16 protein-coding genes are annotated in these 17,611 nt (G+C 55.6%); 8 read left to right on the forward strand and 8 right to left on the reverse strand.

The features are described 5' to 3' along the window. The first annotated feature begins 69 nt into the window (after window positions 1-69). From RHM55_RS01240 to nudC, 7 genes are all read left to right on the forward strand, one after another. Window positions 70-3,567 (forward strand): response regulator, encoded by a 3,498-nt coding sequence (locus RHM55_RS01240; RefSeq protein ID WP_322179139.1) that lies wholly within the window; start codon window positions 70-72, stop codon window positions 3,565-3,567. Window positions 3,568-3,635: 68 nt separating this feature from the next. Next, a complete protein-coding gene (locus tag RHM55_RS01245) occupies window positions 3,636-4,457 on the forward strand; it encodes a protein-glutamate O-methyltransferase CheR (protein WP_322179140.1) in 822 nt (273 codons plus the stop codon). Window positions 4,458-4,552: 95 nt separating this feature from the next. Continuing rightward, a complete protein-coding gene (locus RHM55_RS01250; RefSeq protein ID WP_322183146.1) occupies window positions 4,553-5,071 on the forward strand; it encodes a chemotaxis protein CheB in 519 nt (172 codons plus the stop codon). Next, on the forward strand, window positions 5,065-6,246 hold the full coding sequence (locus RHM55_RS01255; RefSeq protein WP_322179141.1) for a hybrid sensor histidine kinase/response regulator: 1,182 nt from the start codon (window positions 5,065-5,067) through the stop codon (window positions 6,244-6,246). The genes RHM55_RS01250 and RHM55_RS01255 overlap by 7 nt, the downstream gene beginning before the upstream one ends. Before the next feature lie 88 nt (window positions 6,247-6,334). Further along, window positions 6,335-6,712 (forward strand): response regulator, encoded by a 378-nt coding sequence (locus RHM55_RS01260; protein ID WP_322179142.1) that lies wholly within the window; start codon window positions 6,335-6,337, stop codon window positions 6,710-6,712. A 309-nt stretch (window positions 6,713-7,021) separates the two neighbouring features. Continuing rightward, window positions 7,022-7,834, forward strand: a complete 813-nt coding sequence (locus RHM55_RS01265; protein WP_322179143.1) for a crotonase/enoyl-CoA hydratase family protein — start codon at window positions 7,022-7,024, stop codon at window positions 7,832-7,834. Window positions 7,835-7,913: 79 nt separating this feature from the next. Next, a complete protein-coding gene (gene nudC, locus RHM55_RS01270; protein ID WP_322179144.1) occupies window positions 7,914-8,750 on the forward strand; it encodes an NAD(+) diphosphatase in 837 nt (278 codons plus the stop codon). Here the strand turns inward: nudC and RHM55_RS01275 are convergent. From RHM55_RS01275 to RHM55_RS01300, 6 genes are all read right to left on the reverse strand, one after another. Further along, window positions 8,718-9,497 carry a TSUP family transporter gene (locus RHM55_RS01275; protein ID WP_322179145.1) on the reverse strand — a complete coding sequence of 260 codons (780 nt, stop codon included), beginning with the start codon at window positions 9,495-9,497 and terminating at the stop codon, window positions 8,718-8,720. The two genes, nudC and RHM55_RS01275, sit on opposite strands and share 33 nt — an antisense overlap. A gap of 150 nt (window positions 9,498-9,647) precedes the next feature. Further along, entirely contained in the window at window positions 9,648-10,793 is a 1,146-nt protein-coding gene (locus tag RHM55_RS01280) for a Gfo/Idh/MocA family oxidoreductase (protein ID WP_322179146.1), read from the reverse strand. Between the two features lie 127 nt (window positions 10,794-10,920). Then, window positions 10,921-11,688 (reverse strand): SDR family oxidoreductase, encoded by a 768-nt coding sequence (locus RHM55_RS01285; RefSeq protein ID WP_322179147.1) that lies wholly within the window; start codon window positions 11,686-11,688, stop codon window positions 10,921-10,923. 24 nt (window positions 11,689-11,712) lie between these two features. Next, window positions 11,713-12,780 carry a phosphotransferase family protein gene (locus tag RHM55_RS01290; protein ID WP_322179148.1) on the reverse strand — a complete coding sequence of 356 codons (1,068 nt, stop codon included), beginning with the start codon at window positions 12,778-12,780 and terminating at the stop codon, window positions 11,713-11,715. 202 nt (window positions 12,781-12,982) lie between these two features. Further along, window positions 12,983-13,297 (reverse strand): SCP2 sterol-binding domain-containing protein, encoded by a 315-nt coding sequence (locus RHM55_RS01295; protein WP_322179149.1) that lies wholly within the window; start codon window positions 13,295-13,297, stop codon window positions 12,983-12,985. A gap of 69 nt (window positions 13,298-13,366) precedes the next feature. Beyond that, window positions 13,367-14,077 (reverse strand): histidine phosphatase family protein, encoded by a 711-nt coding sequence (locus RHM55_RS01300; protein ID WP_322179150.1) that lies wholly within the window; start codon window positions 14,075-14,077, stop codon window positions 13,367-13,369. A 206-nt stretch (window positions 14,078-14,283) separates the two neighbouring features. Between RHM55_RS01300 and sohB the strand changes: the two genes are divergently transcribed. Then, entirely contained in the window at window positions 14,284-15,306 is a 1,023-nt protein-coding gene (gene sohB, locus RHM55_RS01305) for a protease SohB (protein WP_322179151.1), read from the forward strand. A gap of 100 nt (window positions 15,307-15,406) precedes the next feature. Here the strand turns inward: sohB and RHM55_RS01310 are convergent, their stop codons facing one another. Both RHM55_RS01310 and RHM55_RS01315 read right to left on the reverse strand, forming a co-directional pair. Then, the gene (locus RHM55_RS01310) at window positions 15,407-15,901 is read right to left on the reverse strand and encodes a DUF934 domain-containing protein (protein WP_322179152.1); all 495 of its coding nucleotides are present in this window, start codon (window positions 15,899-15,901) and stop codon (window positions 15,407-15,409) included. Next, complete coding sequence (locus tag RHM55_RS01315; RefSeq protein ID WP_322179153.1) at window positions 15,885-17,543, reverse strand: nitrite/sulfite reductase; 1,659 nt, start codon at window positions 17,541-17,543, stop codon at window positions 15,885-15,887. The genes RHM55_RS01310 and RHM55_RS01315 overlap by 17 nt, the downstream gene beginning before the upstream one ends. Between the last annotated feature and the right edge of the window lie 68 nt (window positions 17,544-17,611).

Below are 17,611 nucleotides of genomic sequence, written 5' to 3' on the forward strand. Positions count from 1 at the left end.
AGAAAAACAGTCTTTTGCAGATGTTTCCTGCAGACTCTGTCGTTTCGATGAATTCGCCCGGACCTTTTGATGAACCCTCCGTCTTCGATTGACGAGCAACGCTTCCGTAAAATGTTGGGCCGCAACATCAGTCTGCCGTTGGGTGTCGGTGTGCTGAGCGCTGTTTTTTTTATCTCTCTGATTACCTATTTATTGACGGTGATCCAGTGGGTCGAACACACCGACCGCGTGATCAACAACGCCAATCATTCGCTCCGGCTGTCCATCGATATGGAAACGGGCATGCGCGGCTTTCTGCTCACGGGTGATGAGCACTTTCTCGATCCCTATGAAGTCGCCAAACCTGGGGTGGTGGCTGAACTCAAAAGTCTGGACCAACTGGTTGCCGATAACCCTCAGCAACTGGATCGCTTGAGGCGTCTGTCTGCCCTGCAGGATGAATGGAACGATTTTGCCCAGGAAATGATCACGTTGCGCCGAAAAAATGGTGATTATCAATCGGCTATTGCCGCCGGTCGAGGCAAGCGTCTGACCGACGAAATTCGCAGCGAATATGATCAGATCGTGGCGATCGAGCAGCAACTGCGCATCACTCGCAACGAAGACGTCACGCACACCACGATTCTCACAGTGACCTTGTATTTGATTTTTGTGGTGCTGATCAGCGGCTTCCTGGCCTACATAGGCCGGCGCGATATGTTTGCGTTATCAAAAAGTTACCTTGAGAACCTGAAGCTGCAAGAGAATAACGCTCAGCGCTTGCAACACGTGGCGTGGCTGCGCAACGGGCAAAGCGAGCTGGCAGAACAAGTGTTGGGGCAGCTGACATTGAACGTGCTGGGCCGCAATGTGTTGCAGTTTTTTGCCCAATACCTGGGCTCTGTCGTGGCCGCGATGTATGTCCGTCAGGAACATGGTGGCTTCACGCGTGTGGCATCTTACGGGTTTTCCCGCGAGCAGGAACAGCACGAGCAGTCGATCTACGGCGGCGAGGGCGTTATCGGTCAGGCTGCGCTGCAAGACAAGATCATCACCCTGGACGATGTGCCGGGTGATTACTTCAAAGTCAGCTCGGGTCTGGGCGATGGTTCGCCGCGTAGTGTCCTGATCGTGCCAACCAGCAATGACGACCAGGTCAATGGCGTGATCGAGTTGGGTTTTTTGCGGGCCTTGACCGAACGCGATGTCGAGTTTCTCGAGGTGATTTCCGACAACATCGGCACCTCGATTGAAGCGGCACGTTACCGCCAGCGCTTGCAGGACGTACTCGCCGGAACCCAGCAGCTCAATGAAGAACTGCAGGTGCAGCAGGAAGAGCTTAAAGCCGCTAACGAAGAGCTTGAACAACAGTCACACATCCTCAAGGAGTCTCAGTCCCATCTGGAAACCCAGCAGGCAGCTCTTGAGCAAACCAATGAGCAGTTAGCCGAACAGGGCCAAGCCCTGGCCGATCAGCGTGATGCGTTGGACCGCAACAACGAAGAGTTGAATATTGCGCAGGTTGAACTTGAAGCAAGAGCTGAAGAGCTGCAACGCTCCAGCAAATACAAGTCTGAATTCCTTGCCAATATGTCTCATGAGTTGCGAACGCCGCTTAACAGCTCACTGATTCTGGCGAAACTGCTGGCGGAAAACCCGACAGAGAACCTGACGGCCGAGCAGGTCAAATTCGCCGAGTCTATCTATTCGGCAGGCAACGATCTGCTGAACTTGATCAACGACATTCTCGACATCTCCAAGGTCGAAGCCGGCAAGCTCGACATGCGCCCGGAAACTACCAGTGTGGCGCGGTTGGTCGAAGGCCTGCGGGGTATGTTTCAACCCATGGCCGCAGACAAGAAACTCGACTTTCAAGTCGAATTACAGGCGGGCGCGCCAACGCTGCTGTTTACTGATCGCCAGCGCCTGGAGCAAGTACTGAAAAACCTGTTGTCCAACGCGATCAAGTTCACTGAGCGCGGCAGTGTCAGTTTGACCGTATCGCGGCAGCCGGGCGAGGGCATTACCTTCACCGTGCGCGACACTGGCATCGGCATCGCCGAAGAGCATCAGGAAAGCATTTTCGAGGCATTCCGCCAAGCCGACGGCACCACCAATCGGCGTTACGGTGGCACCGGCCTTGGGCTGTCGATTTCCCGCGATCTGGCCAAATTGCTGGGTGGCTCGATCTCCGTCACCAGTGCGCCAGAGCAGGGCAGCATTTTCACCTTGGTGGTGCCTGAGCAATACGTTGAGCAGGTCCAACTCGAATATGGCGAACAGCCGGTAGCGGTCGCAGCACCTGTCATGGTGATGCCACCGGTCATCCCCGTTGTAGTGAAGGTTCCGACACTGCCAGCTATTCCAGACTTTGCCGATGATCGCGACAAGGCACCGTTCAGTACCCGCTGCATGCTGGTGATCGAGGATGAGGTCAGTTTCGCGCAGATTCTTTACGATCTGGCTCACGAATTGGGTTATCAATGCCTGGTGGCCCATGCCGCTGACGAAGGGTTCAACCTGGCGGCACAGTTCATACCTGACGCGATCCTGCTGGACATGCGTCTACCGGATCACTCGGGTCTGACCGTGCTACAGCGCTTGAAAGAACTGGCGCCGACCCGACATATTCCGGTCCACGTGATCTCTGTAGAGGATCGCCAGGAAGCCGCGATGCACATGGGGGCCATCGGTTATGCAGTCAAGCCGACCACCCGTGAAGAATTGAAGGATGTTTTCGCCAAGCTCGAGGCCAAGCTGACCCAGAAGGTCAAGCGCATCCTGCTGGTGGAAGACGACGCCCTGCAACGCGACAGTATCGCGCGATTGATTGGCGACGATGACATCGAGATAACCGCCGTCGGGTTCGCTCAGGATGCGTTGGATCTGCTGCGGGATAACGTCTACGACTGCATGATCATCGACCTGAAACTGCCTGACATGCTTGGCAACGACCTGCTCAAGCGCATGTCCACCGACGACATCTGCTCGTTTCCGCCCGTGATCGTCTACACCGGGCGCAATCTGACCCGGGATGAAGAAGCCGAGCTGCTCAAGTATTCCCGCTCGATCATCATCAAAGGTGCGCGTTCGCCCGAGCGTTTGCTGGATGAGGTGACGCTGTTCCTGCACAAAGTCGAATCGAAACTGTCCAGCGAACGCCAGAAAATGCTCAGGACCGCCCGCAGTCGAGACAAGGTGTTTGAGGGCCGTAAAATCCTGGTGGTCGATGATGACGTGCGTAACATCTTCGCGCTGACCAGTGCCCTGGAGCACAAAGGCGCGGTCGTTGAAATCGCTCGTAATGGTCGAGAGGCCATCAACAAGCTTAATGATGTCGACGACATCGACCTGGTGTTGATGGATGTGATGATGCCCGAGATGGACGGCTACGAAGCGACCGTGGAAATTCGCAAGGATCCACGCTGGCGCAAGCTGCCGATTATCGCGGTGACGGCCAAAGCCATGAGAGACGATCAGGAGCGCTGCCTGCAGGCGGGCTCCAATGATTACCTGGCCAAGCCCATTGACCTTGACCGTTTGTTTTCGTTGATTCGCGTATGGCTGCCAAAAATGGAACGGTTCTGATTCATTGAACGTATCAGGCATTGAAGCCACTAAGTTGACTCCTGGAACCGAGTATCTGGATTTGTGCCATGTCGCTTGAGCGAAACACCGAAATTGAATTGCGTCTGTTAATGGAGGCGATTTACCTCAAATACAGTTACGACTTTCGTGATTACTCTGGAGCCTCGGTCAAGCGTCGGGTCAATCATGCGTTGCGCCAGTTCGATTGCAAGACCATCTCGGCGTTGCAGGAGCGCGTGCTACATGACCCATTAGCGTTCATGCAGCTCTTGCAGTTCCTGACTATCCCGGTCAGCGAAATGTTTCGCGATCCTGGGCATTTCCTGGCGATTCGTCAGGAGGTAGTGCCGCTGCTCAAAACATACCCTTCGATCAAGATCTGGATCGCCGGTTGCAGTACAGGGGAGGAGGTCTACTCCATGGCGATCCTGTTGCGCGAGGAGGGTCTGCTTGATCGAACCATCATCTACGCGACTGACATTAACCCCAGTTCGCTGGAGAAGGCGAAGATGGGCATATTCTCCCTGGAGAATATTCGTGCGTACACCGAGAACTATCAACGGGCGGGCGGGCAGCGGGCGTTTTCCGACTATTACACGGCGGCGTATGACCACGCTATTTTCGATAAGACCCTGCGCGAGAACGTCACGTTCGCCGATCACAGCCTGGCAACTGATAGTGTGTTTTCAGAAACCCAGTTAATTTCATGCCGTAACGTACTGATTTATTTTAATAAGAAACTTCAAGATCGGGCATTTGGGCTGTTTCACGATTCGCTCTGCCATCGGGGCTTTCTGGTACTGGGCAGCAAGGAAACACTCGATTTTTCCGCCTATAGCAAAAATTTTGAAACATTCGTCAAACAGGAGCGGATCTACCGTAAGTCATGAATACGACTGAACAATACCGCCACTTGCCCATTCGCGCGCTGCCTCTTGTCGATGCCATTGTCATCGGGGCGTCGGCTGGCGGCGTGGATGCCTTGATGAAGATTTTCTCTGCGTTGACGCCAGGCTTTGCTTTGCCAATTATCACGGTCTTGCATTTACTTGATGAGCGCCGCAGTCATTTGGCTGAAATTTTTCAGCGGCGCCTGCCTATCACGGTCAAAGAAGTCGATGACAAAGAGATAATTGTTCCTGGCACGTTGTATTTCGCCGCTCCCGGCTATCACGTGTCTGTGGAAGAAGATTTCAGCCTGTCACTGAGCCGGGAAGAGCGCATCTACCATTCACGTCCCAGCATCGACATCCTTTTTGAGTCGGCCGCTGATGCCTATGGACCTCGGCTGGCCGGGGTGTTACTGACCGGGGCCAATCAGGACGGTGCTCGAGGATTGGCTATGATCAAGCATCACGGCGGATTCACTGTGGTTCAAGATCCCCGGCTGGCTCATGCACCCACCATGCCCGAAGCAGCGTTGGCGTTACATATGCCGAATCATATCCTGCCGTTGCACGACATTGGCCAATTGCTAATCGAGCTGGAAAGAACCGCATGCTAAGTGAAATCCAAGCCAACCTGCTGATCGTCGATGATCTACCGGAAAACCTGCTAGCGCTTGAGGCATTGATCAAGCGTGAAGGCCGCACGGTCTTTAAAGCCCTGTCTGCTGATGAGGCACTTTCGCTGTTGCTGCAGCATGAGTTCGCTCTGGCCATTCTCGATGTGCAAATGCCAGGAATGAACGGCTTCGAACTGGCTGAGCTGATGCGCAGTACCGAGAGAACCAAAAATATTCCTATCGTGTTTGTCAGTGCCGCCGGTCGTGAGTTGAATTACGCATTCAAGGGCTACGAAAGTGGCGCGGTGGACTTTCTGCACAAACCGCTGGATATCCATGCGGTGAAGAGCAAGGTCAATGTATTTGTCGACCTTTATCGTCAACGCAAGGCGATGAAGCAGCAGGTCGAAGCCCTTGAACAGAGCCGCCACGAGCAGGAAGCTTTGCTTAAGCAGCTTCAGTCCACCCAGAACGAGCTTGAGCATGCAGTGCGCATGCGCGATGACTTCATGTCGGTTGTTTCTCACGAAGTGCGCACCCCGCTTAACGGGCTTATCCTGGAAACCCAGCTGCGCAAACTGCACTTGACCAAGGGCAACGTTGCTGCGTTTACCCTGGACAAACTGAGCGCCATGGTCGATCGCGATGAGCGGCAAATCAAGAGTTTGATTCGTTTGATCGAGGATATGCTGGATGTCTCACGCATTCGTACCGGTAAGCTGTCGATTCGTCCCAGTCGTTTCGATCTGGTGCAACTGGTCAGCAACCTTCTGGAGAGCTTCTCCGCGCAGATATCGAACGCTGAGTCGACGTTGTCTTTTACGGGCGAAGGGCCGGTCATAGGGACCTGGGATGAGTTTCGTATCGAGCAGGTGGTTGTGAACCTGCTGACCAACGCACTGCGCTATGGCTCTCATAACCCGATCGACGTGCGGGTGTATTGCGAAGGCGGGCAGGCGCGGGTGGATGTGCTTGATCACGGTATTGGTGTCAGCGAAGAAAACCAAAAACGAATTTTTCAGCAGTTTGAGCGGGTATCGGCCAATCATGTCATCGCCGGATTGGGCCTGGGTTTGTTTATTTCCGAGCAGATCGTCGCCGCCCATGGTGGGTCGATCAGCGTAGATAGCGAGGAGGGTAAGGGATCGTTGTTCAGGGTGAGCCTGCCGCTTTAAAAGCTGTTGGCAATTATCCGACGTACAGCGCAACCTACGCCGCGCGCCATGGTCGTAGTGGCAGCTATTTAGAGATATAAGGCACCCCATGAGCTCTGATGCAGAAGATGTCGTACTCATCGTCGAAGACGAACCGCTGATCCTGATGTTGCTCGCCGATTATCTATCGGGCGAGGGCTACCGGGTATTGAAAGCCGAAAATGGCGAACAGGCGTTTGAGATACTGGCGACCAAACCTCACCTGGATTTGATGATCACTGATTACCGCCTGCCGGGTGGTGTATCGGGGGTGATGATTGCTGACCCCGCGGTGAAGCTGCGACCTGAATTAAAGGTGATTTTCATCAGCGGCTACCCCGCCGAAATCCTGGAGTCCGGCAGCCCCATCGCTCTCAAGGCGCCAATCCTGGCCAAGCCGTTCACGATGGACAACCTGCATACGCAGATTAAAAAACTGCTGGCGTGATTGAGTGGTTGTGATGCTGGTATACCCAATTTCATTACGCCTCAACGGCCTCTTTGCGCGCTCGGACACCCATCCCGAAATACTCTAGTGTCTTCATCCTGCAGCATCGGATTGCTTTCTCCTGAACGATGTGGCGCTCCGCGCAGTACGCCTTGATCCTGGTGATTCGAACGGTCTGACTTCGCGCCGCCGAATGGGTTTTTGTCCTGCAAATGGCATAACCGCAGCCTTACGGCTGGTAACGCGTGCTTGTTATAGTCTGAGCACCATTACAACCAAAAAATGTGAGTATTTTCGAAGATGACAACCGTGTCCGATTACCAGGCTTTCCACGTCGAACTGACCGATAACATCGCTCACGTGCAGATTAATCGGCCGGAAAAGGTCAATTCAATGAACGCCGCGTTCTGGAGCGAAATCATTGATATTTTCCAGTGGATCGATGAAACGGATGAAGTGCGCGTCGTGGTCCTGAGTGGCGCTGGCAAACACTTCTCCTCGGGTATCGACTTGATGATGCTGGCATCGGTTGCCACTGAACTGGGCAAAGATGCGGGGCGAAATGCACGCTTGCTACGGCGCAAAATTCTGCAGCTTCAGGCCTCGTTCAATGCCGTGGACAGCTGTCGCAAACCGGTATTGGCGGCAGTTCAGGGATACTGCCTGGGCGGTGCCATCGATTTGATTGCAGCGTGTGATATGCGTTACGCCGCTGAAGATGCACAATTCTCGATCAAGGAAATCGACATGGGCATGGCGGCGGATGTGGGTACTTTGCAGCGCCTGCCGCGTATCATCGGCGACGGTATGCTGCGCGAACTGGCCTACACCGGGCGTACCATGGGTGCAGAAGAAGCGCGCAGCATCGGCCTGGTCAATCGCACGTTCGTCGACACGCAGAGCCTGCTTGACGGCGTGATGGCCATTGCTGGTGAAATTGCCAGTAAGTCGCCGATCGCTATTGCCGGGACCAAGGAAATGATCAGCTACATGCGTGACCATCGGATTGATGACGGCCTTGAATACGTCGCCACGTGGAACGCGGCAATGCTGCAATCAGCGGACCTTCGGTTGGCCATGGCCGCGCATATGAGCAAACAAAAAGCTGTCTTCGATAACTAAAGCATTCAATCATGAAGGCCGACTGGAACACTGAGCTGCAAGCGATCACCCAGACGTGCGCAAGCAGAGGAGATTATTCATGACACGCCCAAGGCGCTGGACAACGGCCGTACTGGATATCCAGGTCAGCGGCGGTTGGGCTGTGGTTCACAGTACCCAGGGATTTCTGCTCGACGGCAACGGCGTGATGTTCCCAAGGGAATGGCTCAAGCGTCAGGACTTGCCGTTGCTCAGCGAACACGGCATCGGCCATTTCGATGGTGAGCCGGTCTACCTGCTGGTGCTCAAACATCCGGTGGACGTCGAGGGTTGTACCTGGCAAGGCCTGCGTCAGTTCATGCTGGAAGGAGACTTCGACGTTTACAGAAAACTCGGCTATGCCGCACAGATAGGCACATGGGCGCGGGAGCATCGGTTCTGTGGCAGCTGTGGCCAAGCGATGCAGCAAGTGCCGGGTGAGCGTGCCATGTACTGCGAACACTGTGATTTGCGCCATTACCCGCGTATTTCGCCGAGCATGATCGTGCTGATCACTCGTGGCGATGAAATCCTGTTGGCACGCTCGCCGCGTTTTGTGCCGGGCGTCTACAGCACCCTGGCGGGGTTCGCTGAGCCTGGGGAGTCTGCGGAGGATTGCGTACGCCGCGAAGTGATGGAAGAGGTGCAGTTGGAGGTCAAGAACATCCAGTACATGGGCAGTCAGTGTTGGCCGTTCCCGCACTCGATGATGCTGGGCTTCCATGCCGAGTACGCGGGAGGCGAAATCGTTCCCCAACTGGATGAGATCGAAGATGCGCGCTGGTTCGACATCAATGATCTGCCGCCGTTACCGGCCCACCGCTCCATCGCGCGCTACTTGATCGATCTGTATCTGGCCAGGCGTTCAGGCGCCGCTGAACCAGTGTTGCCAGGCTAGGCGCACAGTCAGTCCCAGCACCACGATAATGAACACCGGGCGGATAAATTTTGCGCCGCCCTGAATCGCGGTACGAGCGCCAAAGAAGGCCCCGATCATCAGCGACGAACCCATGCTCAGGCCGATCAGCCAGTCTACCTGGCCAGAGAAGATGAACACTGACAGCGCCGCAGCATTGCTGACGAAGTTCATGCTGCGCGCCACACCGCTGGCCTTCACCAGATCCAGAGGGTAGAGCAGCAGACTGCTGACGGTCCAGAATGCACCCGTGCCCGGCCCGGCGACACCGTCATAAAATCCTAATCCCAGGCCTTGCGGCAGTTGCCACTTCTTCTTGATGGGCGCGTCGCTGTCCAGCGGTGCCTTGGGTGTGCCACCGAACAATAGGTAAAGGCCGCAACCGAACACAATCACCGGGAGCATCTGGTTGATCCACTCAGCGGGCAGGTAATGCGCAACCACCGCACCAATCGATGCCCCGACTGCCGTGCCAATCAACGCGTGAATCCATTGCTTGGGGTCGAACAGCTTGCGTCGGAAAAAGGTGTAGCTGGCCATCGCCGAACCGAAGGTCGAACTGAGTTTGTTGGTGCCAAGGACCAGATGCGGTGGGAGACCGGCAGTCATCAGGGCAGGGGTGGTCAACAAGCCACCACCACCGGCGATCGCATCAATGAACCCTGCGACAAAAGCAACGACTGCAAGAATGGCGAGGGTGGTCAGGTCAACACTGAGTTCAAAAGGCATGCGAGGGATCGACTTATACGGCTTGGGCAGAATGGCTGCTCCAGAAGGCGACCATTTTACGCATAACGGGTGATAAATCGATGTATCGGTTCGACCGCGCCAAGCCATTCGCGAATAAATTCGTTCCCACACAACGTGCAGGAAAAGCGCTTACAGCTCATCAATCCTGACCCAACGCTGCTCTGCCGCCGCCAGGCGAATAGCTGCGGCTAAACGTTCTACTTGCCAAGCCTCTTCGAAATCAGGCCCTTCATTGCCATGACCGCAGACCGCCTGAATCAATGCATGCACTTCCAGCGTCTTGAGTTCGTTGTACCCCAACTGATGCCCAGGTGCGGGACAGAAGACTGCATAACCGGGCAGTGTTGGTCCTGCGAGTATCCGCTGAAACCCGTCTTGCCCTGGGCGGTAAACCTGCAGCTCATTGAGTCGCTCCTGATCAAACGCAAGGGTGCCCCGTGTGCCGCTGATCTCGAAACTCAGGTGGTTTTTGTAGCCGTGCTTGAGCCAGCTGCTGCTGAACGTGCCGCGAGCGCCGTTGGCGAAGCGCAACAAGGCATGGGTCTGATCGTCGACGGCGATGGTGCGCTGTTCGCTGCTGCCCACGGCAACCGGACGTTGGGCGTGCACAGTATGAGAGTCGGCACATACCGCGTCGATGTCGCCGAGCAGGTGACGGGCCAGCGCCAGCAAATGGCTGCCCAGGTCTGCCAGCGCGCCCCCTGCGTGGGCAGCTTCACAGCGCCATGACCAAGGCGTTGCTGGATCCCCCATGAAATCTTCGCTGAACTCTCCCTGAAAGCCGATGATTTCGCCCAGCTCGCCGTCTGCGATCATCTGTCGCGCCAGACCGATGATGGGGTTGTGCTGGTAGTTGTAACCCACCCGCGTGACCACACCCGCAGCTTGGGCGGCTCGACGCATTTCACTCGCTTGACCGAGGCTGATCGCCAGGGGTTTTTCGCAATACACCGCTTTGCCGGCTGCCAGTGCCGCCATGGCCATGGGGTAGTGCAAGTGATTCGGTGTGGTGATCGCCACCAGGTGCACGCCGGGATCGTTGATCAATGATTGCCAGTCACCGTGAGCATGAGCGAAGCCCCAGTCGTTGGCGCATCGCTCGGCACGTGCGGCATCAGCATCGGCCAGTGCAGCGAGATGCACCTGCACGGGCAGTTGAAACGCGGCGCTCACATTGCGAAAGGCCAAGGCATGGGCACGCCCCATGAAGCCAGTGCCGATCAGGCCAATGCCCAGTGTGGGCAGAGCAGATGAGGGTACATAAGATTCGCGCATGACAAAGTCCGGTTAGAGTTGTTGTGCGGAAAATATATTCTTAAATCATTTTTTATGGAATATATATTCTTTTAGTGAGTCGTAAAAAAACAGCCCGAAGGCTGTTTTTTTCACCCGTACAGGAGAATCAGGACAGGTAACCACCGTCCACATTCAACGAAACACCGGTGGTGTAGCTGGATGCATCACTGGCCAGGTACAGAACGGCGCCAGCCATTTCGCTGGGTGCGGCCACACGCTTGAGCGGGATCTGCTCCAGCGCCATGTTCAGGATCGCATCGTTTTTGACCAGGGCCGAGGCGAATTTGGTGTCTGTCAGACCTGGCAGCAGGGCGTTGCAACGAATACCGAACGGCGCGCACTCCTTTGCGAACACTTTAGTCATGTTGATCACGGCCGCCTTGGTCACCGAATAGATGCCTTGGAACACGCCTGGCGAAATGCCATTGATCGAAGCGACGTTGATGATGCTGCCGCCGCCGTTTTCGCGCATCAGTTTGCCGGCTTCAATGGACATGAAGAAGTAACCGCGAATGTTAACGTCGACGGTTTTCTGGAATGCGCTCAGGTCCGTGTCCAGTACATTGCAGAATTGTGGATTGGTTGCAGCGTTATTGATCAGAATGTCCAGACGACCGAACTGTTCGCGAATCTGCGCGAACGCGTTATGGATCTGTTCCATCTCGCCGATGTGGCAGGCAATTGCAGTAGCCTTGCCGCCGTCAGCGATGATCGCGTCCGCGACGTGTTGGCAGCCATCGATCTTGCGGCTGGAGACAATGACGTGCGCGCCTTGTTGAGCCAGTAGCTTGGCGATGGCTTCACCAATGCCGCGGCTGGCACCGGAAACGAAAGCGATTTTGCCGTCGAGGTCGAACAGTTGGGTCTTGGACATGTTTTCTTCCTTATTGTGTCGCAATCAAAGGCTGGATTTATCGATCACTTGCAGGCTCATCTGCTCCAGCAGCTTGTTCATCTGAATGAACTGCGCGAAGCGTTTGTCCTGGGTCTGACCATGAAAAAAACGGTAGTAGATTTGTTGCACGATACCGGCCAGGCGGAACAAGCCATAGGTGTAGTAGAAGTCAAAATTGTCGATCTGGATGCCGGAGCGTTCAGCGTAGTAATCGACGAACTGACGGCGGGTCAGCATGCCGGGCGCATGGCTAGGCTGGCGGCGCATCAGTTGTACCGGTGCCGGGTCGCTGGCTTCGATCCAATAGGCCAAGGTGTTGCCCAGGTCCATCAACGGGTCGCCAATCGTGGTGAGCTCCCAATCCAGAACGCCGATGATTTTCATCGGGTTGGTCGGGTCGAGAATCACATTGTCGAAGCGATAGTCGTTGTGCACGATGCTGGACACGGGGTGATCAGCCGGCATCTTTTCCGTGAGCCAGGCCCTGACCGTCTCCCAACTCGGCGCATCCGGGGTCAGCGCTTTTTCGTAACGGTCGCCCCAACCACCAATCTGGCGTTTCACATAACCTTCGGGCCTGCCAAGGTCCGCCAGGCCGCACGCGGTGTAGTCGACCTGATGCAACTCGACCAGCGTGTCGATAAAGTTTTTACACAGGGCTTCGGTCTGTTGGGCGTCGAAGTTCAGTTCAGGCGGTAGATCAGAGCGCAGAATGATGCCGTTGACCCGCTCCATGACATAGAACTCAGAGCCGATCAGTGACTCGTCAGTGCAATGCACGTAAGCCTTTGGGCAATACGGAAAGCCGACATTCAACTGATTGAGAATGCGGTATTCGCGGCCCATGTCGTGCGCAGACTTGGCTTTGTGGCCAAAAGGCGGACGCCTCAGGACGAACTCCTGGTCCGGGTATTGGATCAGGTACGTCAGGTTCGAAGCACCGCCCGGAAACTGGCTGATCTCAGGCGAGCCCCTCAGGCCGGGAATATGCGCCTTGAGGTAGGGGTCGATGAGGCTGGCGTCGAGTTCTTCGCCAGAGCGGATCTTGGTGGACTGGTCAGTAAGCGCCATGCTTATCCCTTCTGCTTATTATGGAGTGCAGACATTATTGACTAATCTAATGCGACCACTCTTCGCTCACAAGCTGGAAACGGCCTTATAGGTGAGCGTGTTGCTGCCCAATCATTGGCTTTGATCGCTGGGTGTCCGTGAGTTGCAGGCGAAAAAAAACCGAGGCCCTGAGACCTCGGTTCTGCGTGCATTGCAGCCAGGTTTAAGCCGGGAACAGCTCGCTCAGCTTCATGGCCAGCATCATGTCGCCTTCAGCGCGCAGCTTGCCGCCCATGAACGCCTGCATGCCGTCGGTTTCGCCGCTGACGATGCCTTTAAGGGTCTCGCTGTCCATGACCAGTGTCACTTGAGCGTCAGGGTTCTCGCCTTCTTTAACGTCGCAAGTACCGTCTTTTACGATCAAGGAGTAGTGTGTGTTGTCATCGATCTTAAAGCCAAACACCAGGTCCAGGCCTGCAGCTGCACTTGGGTTGAACTTGGCTTTCATGGATTGAATGGAGTCAGCTACAGAAGTCATGGTGCGATCCTTTTTCTAGGGTTCTGGTGGATAGGTTCCAGCGACCATTCAGGTCGCCGTGGGCCGGTCTCAGCGATAAGTGATGAGCTCCGGCGCCTGCAACAGTTGCAGGTGCGCATGACTGTTGAAGGAAGCCAAGGCTACCTCGCGACCACGGAATTTAAGCTGGTTGAGCGAGGTATTGACGATTTGCCAGTTGAGTTCGAACGCCTGCTTCGCGGGCATCTGAGTGATTAAGTGGAGCAGCGCGGTGATTGTACCGCCTGAGGTGAAAATCGCGATCCGGTCTTTGTTGCCCGCCTGATCGAGAACCCGGTGCAAGCCCGATTGAACCTGCTCGACAAAGCCGAGCCAGCTTTGCAGCCCCGGAGTGTCATAATCACCCTTGAGCCAACGGTCCATGATCAACGCAAATAGTCGCTGAAACTCACCGCGGTTTTGCGCGGCATTACGCAGCACATGCAGGGCTTCCGGTTCATCGGGGAGCAGGGCCGGGAGCAGGGCACGGATCACCGCATCGGCGTCGAATTCATTAAACGCGGGATCGACTTCAAGCGGGGCCATGGATTGCCCTGCCGCCTTGAACTGGTCCATTACCGCCTCGGCCGTATGCTGCTGACGACGCAGGTTGCCAGACAGGCAGCGATCGAAGCTCAAGCCCAGCTGTGCCAGGTGGGTGCCGAGGATCTCGGCCTGGCGAATACCCATCGGAGACAGAACGTCGTAGTCGTCTGCACCAAAGGAGGCCTGGCCATGTCGAATCAAATAGATGCTGCCCACGTCGGCGTTATCCCGGGACGTTGAAGGTTTTGCGAGGTTATGAGGATGCTTGAAGCGTGTCAATGAAAAAACATACGCTTGTTTGAATGGTTGTTTCCGGGACATCCCTGGCAAGTGATCGACTGGCCGTCTGCAAGGCACGCCGGTATGCTTGAGTCATCCGCGGCTCCTTGATTGGAGGGGCGCAAAGTGTGAGAGGAGTATTTGTGGAGTTTATGGCTGAATACGCAATTTTTCTGGCCAAGACGGTCACCCTGGTGGTTGCCATTCTGATTGTGCTGGCGGCTTTCGCTTCGCTACGCAGCAAAGGCCGACGCAAATCTGCCGGGCAGTTGCAGGTCAGCAAGCTGAATGACTTCTACAAAGGTCTGCGCGAACGTCTTGAACAATCGCTGTTGGATAAGGACCGGCTCAAGGCGTTGCGCAAAGAGCAAGGCAAAAGCCTGAAGAAGGAAAAGAAACTGGCCGACGCCAAGCCTCGGGTGTATGTGCTGGATTTCGACGGTGATATAAAAGCGTCCGCAACCGAGAGCATGCGCCATGAAATCACGGCGCTGTTAACCTTGGCCACGGTCAAGGATGAAGTGGTCCTGCGCCTGGAGAGTGGCGGCGGCATGGTCCACAGTTATGGCTTGGCCTCATCGCAGTTGGCACGGATTCGTCAGGCGGGTATTCCACTGACCATCTGCATCGACAAAGTGGCGGCCAGCGGTGGCTACATGATGGCTTGCATTGGTAACAAGATTATCAGCGCACCTTTCGCTATTTTGGGTTCCATCGGCGTGGTAGCGCAGTTGCCCAACGTCAATCGTCTGCTGAAGAAGCATGATATTGATTTTGAAGTGCTGACCGCTGGCGAGTACAAACGTACCTTGACCGTATTTGGCGAAAATACCGAGAAGGGCCGGGAGAAGTTCCAGGAAGAGCTGGACATTACTCATGAGCTGTTCAAAAACTTTGTCGCGCGCTACCGTCCGCAATTGGCGATCAACGAAGTTGCTACCGGGGAAGTCTGGCTTGGCATGGCGGCGCTGGACAAACAGTTGGTGGACGAACTCAAGACCAGTGACGAATACCTTTCTGAGCGCGCCAAGGTCGCTGAAGTTTTCCATTTGCATTATTCCGAGCGCAAAAGCTTGCAGGAACGGATCGGCTTGGCGGCCAGTGGGTCGGTAGATCGTGTCTTGTTGAGTTGGTGGAGTCGGCTGACACAGCAGCGCTTCTGGTAATCGTAAGCGCCTTTGTCAGGTTTTCAGTGACAAGGATGGTTCATCAGATAGCAAAAAGCCCGGGGTTCAAATTGAACCCCGGGCTTTTTTTCAGGCCGAATCAGCGACGCCGGAACAGCGGCAACGGTTCATCAGTAGCGGCCTGGTAGGTCACCGAGAAGTCTTTAAGACCTTCAAGTGCTTCATACGGGTCTTTGTCGGGGCGAATCGCAAAGGCGTCGAAACCACAGCGGTGCATATAGAACAATTGGTCACGCAACACATCACCAATGGCCCGTAGTTCGCCTTTGAAACCGTATCGATCACGAAGCAGACGCGCATTGGAGTAACTGCGGCCATCGGTGAACGCCGGAAAATTCAGGGCGATAACCTGGAAGTTATCCACGTCATCACCAATTTGCTCAGCTTCTTCGTCGGCGTCCAGCCATACACCCAAGCCGCCGTCACGCGCTTTGAGGGCGTGACTATGGTCGAGCCATAAAGCCAGCGGCACAATCAGGTCATCACAGTTGGACAGGCCGTCAAGCGTCGTGTCCTTGGGCAGCAAGTGCCAGGTTTCGTCGATGACTTCGTTGTTCTTAATGATTCGCTGCATAGACGCGCTCCTTGAAAGGGTCAATGCCGATACGCTGGAAGGTGTCGATAAAACGCTCATCTTCGTGCCGCTTCTCTATGTAGACGTTGATCAGCTTCTCGATCACGTCGGGCATCACATCCTGGGCGAAAGACGGGCCCAGAATTTTACCCAGGCTTGCATCACGGTTGCTGCTGCCGCCAAGGGAGACTTGATAGAACTCTTCGCCTTTCTTGTCCACGCCAAGAATGCCGATATGCCCCACGTGGTGGTGACCGCAGGCGTTCATGCAGCCGGAAATATTCAGGTCCAGCTCGCCGATGTCGAACAGGTAATCCAGATCGTCAAAGCGACGCTGGATGGCTTCGGCGATCGGGATCGATTTGGCGTTGGCCAAGGAGCAGAAATCGCCCCCTGGGCAGCAAATGATGTCGGTCAGCAAACCGATGTTCGGGGTGGCGAAACCCTGTTCGCGGAGCTCGCCCCACAAGGTGAACAACTGGCTTTGCTCAACGTCGGCAAGAATGATGTTTTGCTCGTGGGACGTGCGCATCTGGCTGAAGCTGTAACGATCAGCCAGATCGGCAACGCCATCGAGTTGTTTGTCGGTGATATCGCCTGGGGCAACACCGGTCGGTTTGAGCGACAGGGTCACCGCTGCGTAGCCTGGCTTTTTGTGCGCAAGAACGTTGCGCGAGCGCCAGCGGGCAAAACCCGGGTGTTCTTTATCGAGGTGAGCCAGTTCAGCGCTTTGATCGCTGAGGGCTTTGTACTCGGGGTCGACGAAGTGCTTGGCGACGCGATGCACTTCGGCTTCGGTCAACGTGGTCTGGCCGCCCCGCAGGTGGACCATTTCCGCGTCGACTCGCTCGGCGAACACTTCAGGCGTCAGTGCCTTGACCAGAATCTTGATCCGGGCCTTGTACTTGTTGTCACGACGGCCATAGCGGTTATAGACCCGCAGGATAGCGTCCAGATAGCTCAACAGGTCCTGCCAAGGCAGAAACTCATTGATGAAGGCACCGACCACTGGCGTACGGCCAAGGCCACCACCGACCAGGACGCGGAAACCCAGTTCGCCCGCAGCGTTACGCACTGGCTCCAGGCCGATGTCGTGTACCTCAATGGCGACACGGTCACTGGTGGAACCATTGATGGCGATCTTGAATTTACGCGGCAGGTAGGCGAATTCGGGGTGGAAGGTAGTCCACTGCCGAATGATCTCGCACCACGGACGCGGATCAACCACTTCATCCGCCGCAACACCGGCAAATTGATCGGTGGTGACGTTACGCAAGCAGTTACCGCTGGTCTGAATCGCGTGCATCTGCACGGTTGCGAGTTCAGCCAGAATATCCGGCACGTCTTCCAGCGCGGGCCAGTTGAACTGAATATTTTGGCGGGTGCTGACATGGGCATAGCCCTTGTCGTAATCACGAGCGATTTTGGCAATCATGCGCAACTGCCGCGAGGTCAACTGGCCATAAGGCACAGCCACCCGCAACATCGGCGCAAAGCGTTGAATATAAAGGCCATTCTGCAGGCGCAGCGGGCGAAACTCTTCTTCGCTCAGCTCTCCGGCCAGGTAGCGTCGGGTCTGATCCCGGAACTGCTTGACGCGGTCCTCGATGATCCGCTGATCGTACTCGTCGTATACGTACATATAGGTCCTGTTCTCAGGCTGCTTACAGCAAATCTGCGCGCACGGCCGCGCACTCCCAACGGAGCCGA

The sequence above is a fragment of the Pseudomonas sp. MH9.2 genome (assembly GCF_034353875.1).
GTDB lineage: Bacteria > Pseudomonadota > Gammaproteobacteria > Pseudomonadales > Pseudomonadaceae > Aquipseudomonas.